General features: G+C 66.1%; 14 protein-coding genes. 3 read left to right on the top strand and 11 right to left on the bottom strand.

Annotated features, from left to right (window positions below):
• Positions 1-3: 3 nt before the first annotated feature.
• From AC1DB0_RS03840 to AC1DB0_RS03825, 4 genes are all read right to left on the bottom strand, one after another.
• A complete protein-coding gene (locus AC1DB0_RS03840) occupies positions 4-966 on the bottom strand; it encodes an FAD:protein FMN transferase (protein WP_476756850.1) in 963 nt (320 codons plus the stop codon).
• A gap of 79 nt (positions 967-1,045) precedes the next feature.
• Positions 1,046-1,846, bottom strand: a complete 801-nt coding sequence (locus AC1DB0_RS03835) for a DUF4198 domain-containing protein (RefSeq protein ID WP_054424900.1) — start codon at positions 1,844-1,846, stop codon at positions 1,046-1,048.
• A gap of 32 nt (positions 1,847-1,878) precedes the next feature.
• Positions 1,879-2,394 (bottom strand): DUF2271 domain-containing protein, encoded by a 516-nt coding sequence (locus AC1DB0_RS03830; protein WP_054424901.1) that lies wholly within the window; start codon positions 2,392-2,394, stop codon positions 1,879-1,881.
• A 28-nt stretch (positions 2,395-2,422) separates the two neighbouring features.
• Complete coding sequence (locus tag AC1DB0_RS03825) at positions 2,423-3,049, bottom strand: PepSY-associated TM helix domain-containing protein (RefSeq protein ID WP_427948774.1); 627 nt, start codon at positions 3,047-3,049, stop codon at positions 2,423-2,425.
• A 240-nt stretch (positions 3,050-3,289) separates the two neighbouring features.
• On the opposite strand from AC1DB0_RS03825, the gene crcB reads away from it, so the two are divergent.
• A complete protein-coding gene (crcB, locus tag AC1DB0_RS03820; RefSeq protein WP_054424905.1) occupies positions 3,290-3,682 on the top strand; it encodes a fluoride efflux transporter CrcB in 393 nt (130 codons plus the stop codon).
• Between the two features lie 48 nt (positions 3,683-3,730).
• Here the strand turns inward: crcB and hpnE are convergent, their stop codons facing one another.
• From hpnE to hpnC, 3 genes are read right to left on the bottom strand one after another with little or no spacing between them, the layout of a single operon-like run.
• Entirely contained in the window at positions 3,731-5,053 is a 1,323-nt protein-coding gene (gene hpnE, locus AC1DB0_RS03815; RefSeq protein ID WP_054424906.1) for a hydroxysqualene dehydroxylase HpnE, read from the bottom strand.
• Entirely contained in the window at positions 5,050-5,913 is an 864-nt protein-coding gene (gene hpnD, locus AC1DB0_RS03810; RefSeq protein ID WP_054424908.1) for a presqualene diphosphate synthase HpnD, read from the bottom strand. Before hpnD ends, hpnE begins: the two co-directional genes overlap by 4 nt.
• A 16-nt stretch (positions 5,914-5,929) precedes the next feature.
• Positions 5,930-6,760, bottom strand: a complete 831-nt coding sequence (gene hpnC, locus AC1DB0_RS03805; RefSeq protein ID WP_054424909.1) for a squalene synthase HpnC — start codon at positions 6,758-6,760, stop codon at positions 5,930-5,932.
• A gap of 213 nt (positions 6,761-6,973) precedes the next feature.
• Here hpnC and alr point away from each other — a divergent pair, with 213 nt between their 5' ends.
• Positions 6,974-8,101 carry an alanine racemase gene (gene alr / locus AC1DB0_RS03800; protein ID WP_054424911.1) on the top strand — a complete coding sequence of 376 codons (1,128 nt, stop codon included), beginning with the start codon at positions 6,974-6,976 and terminating at the stop codon, positions 8,099-8,101.
• Positions 8,102-8,265: 164 nt separating this feature from the next.
• Complete coding sequence (locus tag AC1DB0_RS03795; protein ID WP_054424913.1) at positions 8,266-8,985, top strand: SDR family oxidoreductase; 720 nt, start codon at positions 8,266-8,268, stop codon at positions 8,983-8,985.
• Between the two features lie 70 nt (positions 8,986-9,055).
• Here AC1DB0_RS03795 and hpaI read toward each other — a convergent pair whose 3' ends face one another.
• Genes hpaI through AC1DB0_RS03775 form a run of 4 tightly spaced genes read right to left on the bottom strand, consistent with a single transcriptional unit; the run spans position 9,056 to position 12,507 of the window.
• Positions 9,056-9,856, bottom strand: a complete 801-nt coding sequence (hpaI, locus tag AC1DB0_RS03790) for a 4-hydroxy-2-oxoheptanedioate aldolase (protein WP_454669310.1) — start codon at positions 9,854-9,856, stop codon at positions 9,056-9,058.
• 15 nt (positions 9,857-9,871) lie between these two features.
• Positions 9,872-10,675, bottom strand: coding sequence for a 2-oxo-hept-4-ene-1,7-dioate hydratase (gene hpaH / locus AC1DB0_RS03785; RefSeq protein WP_054424917.1), 804 nt, complete (start codon positions 10,673-10,675; stop codon positions 9,872-9,874).
• Positions 10,676-10,694: 19 nt separating this feature from the next.
• Positions 10,695-11,444, bottom strand: a complete 750-nt coding sequence (locus AC1DB0_RS03780; RefSeq protein ID WP_476756562.1) for a fumarylacetoacetate hydrolase family protein — start codon at positions 11,442-11,444, stop codon at positions 10,695-10,697.
• A 10-nt stretch (positions 11,445-11,454) separates the two neighbouring features.
• Positions 11,455-12,507: a fumarylacetoacetate hydrolase family protein gene (locus tag AC1DB0_RS03775; protein ID WP_476756563.1), complete on the bottom strand. Its 1,053-nt coding sequence runs from the start codon at positions 12,505-12,507 to the stop codon at positions 11,455-11,457.
• Positions 12,508-12,606 lie beyond the last annotated feature (99 nt).

Below are 12,606 nucleotides of genomic sequence, written 5' to 3'. Positions count from 1 at the left end.
AGTTCAGCGGGGCAGCGCCAGCGCCTGAAAGGCTGGGGTGGCGATGACGCGGTAAGCGTCGGCATCGGCATCGCGCAAGATGAACAACGCCGCCAGATCGTGACGGCGGGCGTAGGCCAGGCCGTCCGTTTCGCCCAGCACTGTCAGCACCGTGGCCAAGGCGTCGGCCTGCATGCACACCGGGTGCAGCACGGAGACGGATGCGACGTTATTGCGCACGGGCTGGCCGGTGCGCGGGTCAATGGTGTGGGCATAGCGCGCGTCGCCGCTGCCAGCGTGGCGGCGGTAGTCGCCCGATGTGGCGATGCTGCAGTTTTCCAGCGGCAAGGCCAGCGCGTGGTCATCGCTGGCGTCGGGCACTTCTATGGCTACGCGCCAGGGCTGCCCATCGGGCCGCATGCCGCGCGCACGCAGTTCGCCGCCCACTTCCACCAGGTATTGCGAGATACCCAACGCATCCAGCGCCATCGCGGCGCGGTCCACGCCGTAGCCCTTGGCGATGGAAGACAGGTCGATATACGCGCCACCCGGTTGCCACGCGGCTTGGGCGGCGGCGTCCAGCGTCACGCGCTGCCAGCCGCAACGGGCGCGGGCGGCGTCGATCGCAGCAGAAGAGGGCGGTTCGAATGCGCGTTGGTGCGGACCAAAGCCCCAGGCGTTCACAAGCGGCCCCACGGTGGGGTCGTAAGCGCCGCCGCTGTCTTCCGCCAGCGCCAGCGCGTGGCGCAGCACATGGAAGAAGCCGTCGGGCAAGGCCCGCCAGCCGGGCGCCGCTTGATTGAAACGCGTGATGTCCGAGTCCGCTTCCCACGTGCTCATCTGCGCCACCACCTCGTCCAGCGCGGCCTGGATGGCGCGCCGCGCGGCGTCGCTGCCGCAGCCGGCGGGCAACGCCATGCGCGCGGACCAGGTGGTGCCCATGGTCGCGCCCGCCAGTGCGGCAAGCTCGGGCAGCGGGGCGGGCATGGCGCCGTAAGCCACGCGGACGACGGGAGCCGCCGCGCCGCGTGGCGCGTAGGAAGGGGGCGTGGACACGCGTGTTCGCTTAGGGTTGCAGCACTTCGACGGTGCCGGCGTACGACAGGCGGCGCTTCTTCGCTTGCGGCACGGTGACCTTCGCGTCTTCCAGACCGGCTTCAATCCAGTACAGGCCCGGCTGCGCCCACTTCACTGCGAACTTGCCGTCCTTGTCGGTCTTCAGCTTGATTTCGCCGACCTTGTCGCGATAGCGGCTGCCGCCCGGCACGACATTCACTTCCAGTTCGGCGGCGGGCTTGCCGTCAATCAACATCTGGAACGTGGCTTCTTCGCCCGTGAACAGGTCGTTGGGATGCGTGACTGGCGCAAGCTCCAGGCCACGGCCCACCGGCTTGACGGGCGTGGGCTTGCCCGCCGTCACGAACGTTTCGACGCGGCCCAGGCTTTGCGACACTTCCAGCTCTTGCGCGTTGGCGGGCACGGCTTGGGCCATGCCTTCCACCTTGCCGAAGTAGCGCTTGTTCTTGCCGTCTTCTTTCCAGCGTGCGAACACGCCGTCGTTGACGACCGCCACGCGGTAGGTGCCGCTTTGCTTTAACTGCAAATCAAACGTGCTGCGCAGCTTGCCGCGGTTCAGGTTTTCGGCTTCGGCGGCGCTGCCATCGGGCGCGACGACGGCCAAGCCGTCCAGGCGCAGCGGCGCGTGGTTGAAGTAGAACTTGTCGTTGCCAACAGCGGCATCGACGGTGATCCAGCTGTCGGTGCCCGACAGCACGGTGGACGACGGCACCATCCACACGTCATGCGCGTGGGCGGCGAAGGGCAGGCACAGCGCCAGGGCGGCGGCCAGTTTGGCGGCGGATTTCATGGTTGCGCTCCTTGAAGGCGTGTAGGGGGGCATCAGGGTTTGAGGTCGAGCGCGATCGCGCCCAATTCGTGTTCGCCGCGCACCGTCAGTTGCTCGGCCTTTTGCGGCGGCCACTGGAAGGGGATGCGCAGCAGCTCGCGGCCGCCGACTTCGCGCGCAGCTTCAACCACCACGGCGTACTGGCCGGGCTTGAGCGCGGCCAAGGGCTTGGACGCCGCATCAAAGCTCAGCGCATGCTTGCCCACGGGCTTGGTCGCGCCGCTGACGCCGTCCACCGGAAACTGCTGGTTGCGGCCACTGCGGCGCCACCATTGGCGCATGTCTTTCAGCCACTCGGTGCCTTCGTTGTTCTTCTTGGCCACGTCGTACCAAACGGCCAGATCGGTGGCGACGCTTTGGTCGGGGTTCTCGATCCAGATCGCCACATACGGGCGGTGGTACTCGGCCACATCCAGGCGCGGCACCTCGATGGATACGCTGATGTCAGCCGCGTTGGCCGTTCGGGCGATGGCGCCGGCCAAGACGGCCGACAACAACAGTTTGCGCATGGAATTCTCCAGGGGCGGATCGATGGAATCAGTGGATGAAGAGCAGGGCCAGAACCACGGGGATCACGACGCCCAGCCCCACCATGGGCCAGGTCGCGCTGCGGTTACCGGCGTGCATCTTGAGCAGCACCAGTCCGGTCAGCGAAAAGACCAGACAGGCGACGGCGAAAATATCAAGGAACCAGCTCCACGCCAGGCCGGTGTTGCGGCCCTTGTGCAGATCGTTCAGGTACGACACCCAACCGCGGTCGGTGCGTTCGTATTCGACTTCGCCACTGGCCCGGTCAATGGACAGCCAGGCGTCGCCACCGGCCCGCGGCAACGACAAATACACCTCGTCGGCGGACCATTCAGCGGTTTTGTTGGCGGTGCCGGCATCCAGCGTGTCGTCCAGCCATTGGGCAACGGGGGCGGGCAGCGGCGCCTTTTTTTGCCCGGCGGGGGCGGTCAACTGCTTCAACACGGGTTCGGGCAACTGCGCCTGGCGGGTGGCGACCACCGCCTTCGATTCAATGTGCGACGCGTTGTTCAGCGTGAGGCCGGTGATGGCGAACAACAGCATTCCCAGCAGGCACAGGGCCGAGCTGATCCAGTGCCATTGATGCAGCGTTTTGAGCCAGTAGGCGCGGCGCCGGGGAGTAGGTTGACTGTCCATGCGGGATTCGGTTTGAAGCGGCGGATTCTAACATTTAATGAGAATTACTCTTATAAAAGACCGCATTAACGCGCCGGCAAAGCGAAGAAGAAGATTTCAATCCATTTCTAAGCACGCCGTCAGGTGCAAGACGCCGCCCGGCGATAAGATAGGCCACTTATTTTTTGCTTCGTCCTTGCTTTTCGTCCTTGCGTCGTTCCTGCTTCGTTCTTGCCAAGTCCCTGGTATATCCACACGCCCATGTCCGTCTACCAAACCCTGATTCCCCTGAATTTTCTGGCCGTGGGCCTGGGCGCCGTCTTGGGCGCGTGGGCGCGCTGGCTGGTCAGCCTGTGGTTGAACGTGGAGTCGTGGCCATGGGGCACGTTCGCGGTCAATCTGGCGGGCGGGTATCTGGTGGGGCTGGTGCTGGCGCTGGTGGCCGGGCATCCGGAATGGCCCGCATGGGTGCGGCTGGGCGTCATCACCGGGTTCATGGGCGGGTTGACCACGTTCTCAACCTTCTCGGCCGAAACGGTCGCCATGCTGGAACGCGGCGCATATGGCACCGCGCTGAGCTATGCGGGGTTGAGCCTGATCGGGTCGTTGGCGCTGACGGCGGCGGGTCTGGCTACCGCGCACTTGCTGCGCTGAGCCGGCGGCGGACGGGCGTCCGCCGCACGGGCCCAGGCATTGATACGGTCAGCTGGCGTGCGGGTTCAGCACGCGGGCGGCTTGCAGGCCGCTGCGCACCGCGCCTTCCAACACGCCGGGGTAGCCGGTGTCGGTCCAGTCGCCGGCCAGGGCCAACGTCGGCCACGGCGTGGTGTTCAGTGGACGGGTCAGGCCCGGCACCGCGGCGAAGGTGGCGCGTTTTTCAATCAGCAATTCCGCTGCCGACACCTCTGGCATGGCCGGCAGGCGCGCGGGATGGCGCGCCGCTTGTTCCGCCACCTGGTCGATCAGCGCTTCGATCACCTGCTGGCGATTGCGTTCGGCGATGCTGGTGGCGGCGCTGGCCACCACCGCCAGTTCGCCCGAATTGGCGTCACCCGCCAATTGCGCGCGGTCGAATAGCCATTGGCCGACGTGGCCGCGGGCGGCTTCTTCACGCAGCATCATCATGGGTTCGGGCAGCCGCCACGGTTCGGCCAGCCGCAGGTTCAGGGTGGCGATGGGCAGGTAGTCGAACGCTTTCAGGGCTTCTAGCAGGCCGGTCGCACCGGCTTCGCGCAAGGGGGCGTCCAGCAGGCGCGCGGCGTAGGTGGGCGGCACGGCCAGCACGGCGGCGTCAAAGCGTTCCTGGTTGACGACGATGCCGTCATCCGACGGATGCAACTGGCGCACGGTGCTGCCGTAGCGCATCGTGACCTGGCGCGCGGCGGCGTCGGGCCAGAGCGCGGACAGGTCGGTGCAGGGCAGCAGCAGGTCGCTGTCTTCACGCACGCCGGCCAGGCTGTCGCGCAGCACGCGGGCAAACAACGTGGCGCTGGCTGTGGCCGTGGGCGTGTTCAGCGCGGCCAGGCACAGCGGTTCCCAGATTTGCCGGATCAGCACGTCGGATTGCGCGTGATAGTGCAGCAATTGCAGCACCGTCCAGTCGCGCGGCGGCGACCACGACATGGCTTTCAAGCCGCGCATCAGCCGCAGCGAGGCAAAGCGGTCGGACCACGACAAGCCGCGCGCGCGCAGGATGGCAATCGCCATGTGCAGCGGGGCGGGCAGGCGGGGGGCAGACAGATGGAAGCGGCCGTCCAGGCTGGCCAGCCGCAACGGGCGGCGCATCAGCAGCGCGTCGGGGTTGCGGCCCACGCGGCGCATCAGCGCCAGCGTTTGCCGATAGGCGCCCGACAACAGATGCTGGCCGTTGTCCAGCGGGGCTTCAAAGGCTTCGTGGAACACGCGGCGGGCGCGGCCGCCAGGCGTGTGGCCGGCTTCGAATACGGTGACTTTGGCGCCGGCTTCACGCAGGGCCACGCTGGCCGCCAAGCCAGCCCAGCCCGCGCCGATTACCGCCGCCTTCACCGCGCCAACCGGCGGACCAGTCCGCGTCCGCCGCCCACCCAGGTTTTCCAGGCCAGCCACAGTTTGCGCAGCGGCGTGAGCGAGATGCGCTGATGCAGCACCTGCCAGTTGTCGCGCTCGATCTCGTCAAGCAGCGCGTAATAGATCGCGGCCATCATCAGCCCAGGGCGTTGCGACCGGCGGTCAACTTCGGGCAGATTGCTCATGGCCTCGCGGTACAGCTCACGGGCGCGGTCGGCCTGGAACTTCATCAGCGCGCTGAAACGGTCCGAGTATTCGCCGTTCAAAATGTCCGAGGCCTTGACCTCGAACTGCTGCATGTCGTTCACCGGAATGTAGATGCGGCCGCGGCGCGCATCGTCGCCAACGTCACGGATGATGTTGGTCATCTGGAACGCCAAGCCCAGCTTTTCGGCGTAGACCAGCGTCTTGGGATCGCTGTAGCCGAACACACCGGCCGAGAGCTCGCCCACCACGCCAGCGGCGTGCCAGCAGTATTTGCGCAGGCCAGGCCAGTCCAGATAGCGGGTCTGGTCCAGATCCATTTCCATGCCATCGACCACAGCCAGCAGGCGCTCGCGGGTGATCGAACAGCTTTCCAGATGCGGCTGCAACGCGCGCGTCACGGGGTGATCGGGCTTGCCGTCGAACATCTGGTCGACCTGCGTGCGCCACCACGCCAGCTTGATGCGCGCTAGCGACGGGTCGGTGCATTCGTCCACCACGTCGTCCACTTCGCGGCAGTAGGCGTACAGCGCCGTGATCGCGCGGCGGCGTTCGGGGGGCAGGAACAGGAATGAGTAGTAGAAGCTGGAACCGCTTTTCGCGGCCTTTTCCTGGCAGTATTCGTCAGGGGTCATAGATAGGCAGGGCCTGTTACTTGATAGAGCGCCACAGCATGATGGCCCAGTCTTTGGCGCCCAATTCGGGGCGATTCATGAATACATCGTAGCTGCTTGCCTCGATACGCTCCAGCACGCGCAGCCCGCCTTGCACCACCAGGCGCAGCTCCAGGCCGATGCGGCCCGGCAGGCGGCGCGCCAGCGGAGCGCCGAAGTGTAGCAGCGCTCGCGTGCGTTCGACCTGGAAGGCCATCAACTCGCGCCACGCGGGCGTCAGGCGGCAGGCGGCCAGGTCGTCATCGGTGACGCCGTGGCGGCGCAGGTCTTCCTGCGGCAGGTAGACGCGATGCTTGTGCCAGTCCACCCGCACGTCCTGCCAGAAGTTCACCTGTTGCAGCCCCGTGCAGATGGCGTCGCTTTCGGCGATGTCCTGCGGGCTGGTGGCATTGAACAGATGCAGCATCAGGCGGCCGACCGGGTTGGCCGAGCGCGTGCAATAGTCGGCAAGCGACGCGTAGTCTTCGTAGCGTTTGACGGTGATGTCCTGCTCAAAGGCGGACAACAGGTCGTAGAACGGCGTGATGGGCAACTGGTGCTGGGCGATGGTCTTGGCCAGCGGCGTGAAGACGTCCGACAACGGCGGCAGGCCGGGCGGGGGCACCGTGCCGGGCTCCGCGCCAATGCGGTGCAGCTCGGTGCGGTAGGCGGCCAGCTGCGCCAGGCGTTCGGCGTCAGACGCGCTGCCTTCATCGGCGATATCGTCCGCCGAGCGGGCGAACCGGTAGATATCGGTCACAGCGCCGCGAAGCCTGCGCGGCAGCAGCAGCGAGGCGACGGGAAAGTTTTCGTAGTGATCGATGGACATGGATAGCGGTGCAGATCGGGTCCGGTGGACCGTGTTCGACGCATTTTAGAGTAGTCGCTTTTTTGGGCGGGGCGCTATACCCGTCAGGGCATCCCCGCGAGGGCGTACCGGCGAGCGCATCCCTGCGAGGGCATCTCGGCGAGGGCATCCCGGCGAGGGCGTCCCCGCGAGGGCGTCGATCAGTTAGACTTAAGCGCCACAGGATCTCACACCATGCCGCGCCCCATATCAGCCACTGTTTCCGTCTCCGCGCTTGCGCACAATCTTGCCACCGTGCGCCACCATCTTGAACAAACCGCCGCCGCCGCGTCCGGCCTGCCGCCCTCCATCTGGGCGGTCATCAAGGCCAACGCGTATGGACACGGCATTGAGCAAGCGGTCACGGGGTTCTCCAAGGCGCAAGGCCTGGCGATGCTGGATCTGGACGAAGCCGTGCGCTGCCGCGAAGCCGGTTGGGGCGGCCCCATTCTGCTGCTGGAAGGGTTCTTCAAGCCGTCCGACCTGGATCTGGTCGACCGCTACCATCTCAGCACCACCGTACACAACCGCGAACAGCTGGACATGCTGGCGCGCGCGCGTTTCACCCGCCGCGTGGACGTCATGCTGAAGCTGAACAGCGGCATGAACCGCCTGGGCTTCAGCCCCGCCGCCTATCCCGCCGCCCATGAACGCGCGATGCTGCTGCAACAGCAGGGCACGCTGGGTTCGGTGGGCAAGATGACGCACTTTGCCTGCGCGGACGGCCCCCAAGGCGTGACCGAGCAACTGGCCGTGTTTAATTCGGTGACGCATAAGATGCCGGGCGCAATCAGCGTCTGCAACTCGGCCGCCACCTTGCGCTTTGCCGACATCGCGGTCAGCACTCCAGCGCAAACCCATTGGGTGCGCCCGGGCATCTGCCTGTACGGCGCGTCGCCGTTCGCGGATGCTGAAGCCACGTCGTTTGGCCTGAAGCCTGCCATGACGCTCAGCTCCGAGATCATCGCGGTGCAAGAACTGAAGGCGGGCGATTCGGTGGGCTACGGCGCCATCTTCCGCGCCGAACGCCCCATGCGCGTGGGCATCGTCGCCTGCGGCTACGCCGACGGCTACCCGCGGCACGCCACCACCGGCACGCCGGTTGTTGTGGCCGGCATCCGCACCCAGCTCTTGGGCCGCGTATCCATGGACATGCTGATCGTTGACCTGGACCCGATTCCCGCCGCGGGCGTCGGCGCGCCCGTCGTGCTGTTCGGCGAAGACGGCCCGTCGGTCGACGAAGTGGCCATGGCCGCCGGCACCATCGGCTACGAGCTGCTGTGCGCACTGGCGCCCCGCGTACCCGTCACCCGCGACGCCTGAACGCGCTGATTTCGCCGCCTGCCGTCCCGGGCGGCAGGGTGTCCGCCGGGCAAGATTTGCTACGCAATTTACAAGACAGCCATCTCAGGATGGTGTCTACTGGGAACACCGGGCGCCCAAGCGCCCGTTTTTGACCAAGCAAACAGACTACGAGGTTTCGATCCATGAAGGACAAATGCGTGCTCATTACGGGTGCCACCAAGGGCATAGGCTGGGCGCTGACGCAGCGGCTGTCCGACATGGGTTGTCATGTGGTGGGCATCGCGCGCAACACGACGGATGTCGATTTCCCCGGTTATCTGTACGCCTGTGACCTGGCCGACGCTGGCCGCACCGAAGAAGTGCTGCGCGAAATCCGCGAGAAATTCCCCGTCGACGCCGTCGTCAATAACGTCGGCATCGCGTCGCCGCAACCGCTGGGTGAAATTGATCTGGCCACGCTGTACAACGTGCTGGACTTGAACGTGCGCGTGGCGGTGCAAGTCACGCAGGCCTTCATTGAATCCATGAAAGTGCGCCGCGCCGGCCGCATCGTCAACGTCGTCAGCCGCGCCATTTATGGCGGCTTGGACCGCACCGCGTATTCCGCCGCCAAGAACGCGCTGGTCGGTTGCACCCGCACCTGGGCGCTGGAGCTGGCCGAGTACGGCGTCACCGCCAATGCGGTGGCTCCCGGCCCGATCGAGACCGAAATGTTCCGCGCCACGCGCCCGGCTGGCAGCGAAGGCGAAAAGCGCGCGCTGGCTTCCGTGCCCATGAAGCGCCTGGGCACGCCGGCCGAAGTGGCCGCCGCCATCGCCTTCCTGCTGTCCGATGACGCGGGCTTCATTACCGGCCAGGTGCTGGGCGTGGATGGCGGGGGCAGCCTGGGCGGTCGTTCCTGATTGCGTTCCGTCGGCCCCAAGAGAAAAGCGCACCACAGGGTGCGCTTTTTTTTATTCGTGAATACCGCGGTCAGTACGGACCTTTGCCCGCTGCCACCGGCTTCACATCCTTGAATTGCGCCGCCAGGTTTTCGGCGGCGCGCGCCAGCAGAATGGCGTCCACGCCCACGGCCACAAAGGTGGCGCCCAATTCCAGATAGTGCTTGGCTTGCGCCACGCCGCCGTGCAGGATGCCCGCGGCCTTGCCCGAGCGCACGATGCGGGTGATGGCGTCGTCGATGGTCTTCAAGACCTCGGGGTGGTCAGGCTGCCCCAGGTAGCCCATGCCCGCCGACAGGTCGGCCGGGCCGATGAAGGCGCCGTCCACACCGTCCACCGCCAGGATCTCATCCAGCGCGGCGAGGCCGGCCGGCGTTTCGATTTGCACCAGCACGCACATCTGGTCGTTCGCGCGCTCCAGGTAATTCGGGATGCGGTTCCAACGCGATGAACGTGCCAGCGCGCTGCCCACACCACGAATGCCAGCGGGCGGATAGCGCACGGCGGCCACCGCCGCGCGCGCTTCGTCGGCGGACTGAATCATCGGCACCAGCAAGGTCTGCGCGCCGGTGTCCAGAATCTGCTTGATCTGTACCGGGTCGTTCCAGGCGGGGCGCACCACGGCGGCTACCGGGTAAGCGGCCACCGATTGCAGTTGCGACAGCGTCGTCTGCAAGGTGTTGGGGGCGTGTTCGCCGTCTATCAGCAGCCAGTCAAAGCCGGCGCCGGCGACGATCTCGGAGGTGTAGGCGCTGGCCAGCCCGGCCCACAGGCCGATCTGGGGTTGGCGGTCGCGCAAGGCTTGCTTGAAGGTGTTGGTCAGGATGTCCATGGACGGCATGCCGTGTTAGATGAAATGACAGTTGACGGAACCCAGCACGCCGTAGTCGACATTGAAGGTGTCGCCGGGCCGGGCTGCGATCGGGCGCGTGAACGAACCCGACAAAATGATCTCCCCGGCTTCCAGCGCCACGTCGTGGGCGGCCAGCTTGTTAGCCAGCCATACTACGCCATTGGCCGGGTGATTCAAGACGCCTGCGGCCACGCCGGTTTCCTCGATGACGGCGTTGCGCGACAAGATGGCGCCCACCCAACGCAAGTCCAGCTCGCCGATCTTCACGGGCCGACCGCCCATCACCACGCCCGCGTTCGCGGCGTTGTCGGCGATGGTGTCGAACACCTTGCGCGGGCGCTGCGTGGCGGGGTCGATGCCGTGCGAGCGCGCGTCGATGATCTCAAGCGCCGGGATCACGTAATCCACCGCGTCATACACCTGGAACAACGTCACGTTCGGGCCTTGCAGCCGCTTGCCCAGCACAAACGCCAGCTCGACTTCCAGGCGCGGCAGGATGAACCGGCTTGCGGGAATGTCGCTGCCATCGGCAAAGAACATATCGTCCAGCAGCATGCCGAAATCGGGTTCGTTGATTTGCGATGCCTGCTGCATGGCGCGCGACGTCAGCCCGATCTTGTGCCCGCGCTTCTCGCGGCCTTCCGCCAGCTTGATGTCCATCCACGCGCGCTGAATGGCGTACGCGTCGGCGATGGTGATGTCCGGGTGTTCCAGTGAAATCTGGCCGATCTGCTGCCGGCTGCGTTCGGCGTCGTGCAGGCGCGCGGCAAGGTTGCGCACCGTTTGGGTGTCTAGCATGGGGTGTCCTGTAGAGGGCTCACGAGGGGTAGGGAACAAGCGTGTTGACCAGCCGGCCGATGCCTTCGATTTCAGTGACAACTTCGTCACCCGGCGCCACATTGACGATGCCGTCGGGCGTGCCGGTCAGGATCAGGTCGCCCGCGGAAAGCGTCATGAAGCTGCTGAAGTATTCGATCAGGGCGGGCACGTCGAACACCATGTCGCGCGTATTGCCGCGTTGGGTTTCGACGCCGTTGACGGTGGTGCGCAGATTCAGGTTCATGGGGTCTGGCACGTCGTCGCGGTCGACCAGCCAGGGGCCCAGTGGCGTGCAGGTGTCGCGGCTTTTCACGCGCAGGTTGGGGCGATACCAGTTTTCCAGGTAGTCGCGCAGCGCGTAATCGTTGGCCACCGTGTAGCCCGCCACGTAGTCGTAGGCTTGCTCGCGCGAGACGCCTCGCGCCGTTTTGCCGATCACGACAGCCAGCTCGCATTCATAGTGCATGAAGGCGACGTCGGCCGGGCGCAGCGTTTGCGCGCGGTGCCCGACGAAGGTGTTGGCCGCCTTCAGAAAGCCCAAGGGTTCGTCGGGCGCCTTGAAGGCCAGTTCGCGGGCGTGGTCCGCGTAGTTGATGGCCAGCGTGAACGTCGTGCGCGGTTCGATGGGCGGCAGCCACGTCACGGCGTCTTCGGCCAGGACGCGGCCGTCGGCCAGGCGGACGTGGCCGGGCTGCGCTTCGGTGGCGGGGTGGATAGCGCCTTCATAGGCGATGCGTGCGTGTTTCATGGATTCGTCCTTAAACCGTGGCGGCGGCCAACGCGTTGCCCAACGTGCCAACCTGCGCGATGCGGATGTCGTAGCGCTGTCCGGCGCGCAGGCGCGGCGCGTCGTGCGGCGTGCCAACCAGCAGCATGTCGCCCGCCTCAAAGCTCATGAACTGCGTCACGTCGGCGATCAGGCGCGCGACGGGGCGGACCAGGTCGGCGGTGCTGGCGCGCTGCGCGACCACGCCATCCACCCACACCTCGATGTCGAGCGCGTCGGGGTTGGCAATGGCAGAGGCGGGCGCCAAATCACGGCCGATAGGGCAGAAGCCGTCGCGGCATTGCTGTTTGAGGGCGGGGCGGAAGTAGCTCGCGTGCGGCACAGACAAATCGGCCACTACGCGATACCCCGCCACCACGTCCAACGCTTCCGACTCGCTCAGCCGTGTTGCGCGGCGTGCGAACACCACGCCCAAGGTGGCGCCCACTTGCACTTCAGTGATGTCAGCCGGCAGCGTGATGACGTCGCCGTCTTGCGCATAGGTGTTGGCAGGTTTGATGTAGAGCACGGGCGCCTTGGGCGCGGCCTTGTAGGGCGGGGCGTCCACGGCGCTGCCCAAAGCGGCCAACGCTTGCCGCGTGTTCAGCGCCGCACCCACCACGGTGCGCGGCGGCGCGGCCAGCGCGGCACTTGTCTGGGCGGCTCTGGCCGCCAGATAGTCGCGGTAGTTGTTCAGCTTGTAGTTCAGCACGGGGTCTGCTTCTTCGATCTGCATCGAAATCCCCAAGGGGCGCGCGGCCATCTGCGGCGCCAGCGCGGTGGTCAGCGCCTGGAAAACGCGTTCACCCAGCGCGGCCTTCTGCGGGTCGTTGCGGCCATGTCCGATGCGCAGCACCACGTGGACGAACGCATTGTCTGGGTGGCCATCGACGATCAGGCAATCATCCACCCGCAAGGCGCGGGTGCGGGCGCCGGCCAACGGAAACAGGCTGCCGTCACCCACGGCGGCAGCCTGTACGGTGCGCATCAGCGCACCGGTATCCAGGGCCAGATTGCCCGAGTACTCAATCCAGATATGGGGCATGGGGTCTCCCGCACAATATTGTTAGCATGTTAATTATCATAATGAAATCCGGAGTGAGCGGCAACGGGGCTGCAACGGGGCTGCAACGGGGCTGCAACG

It is taken from the genome of Achromobacter sp. 10T422 (assembly GCF_056394065.1).
Note: the sequence above shows the minus strand (reverse complement) of the source record. Positions and strands in the feature narration are given on the sequence as shown.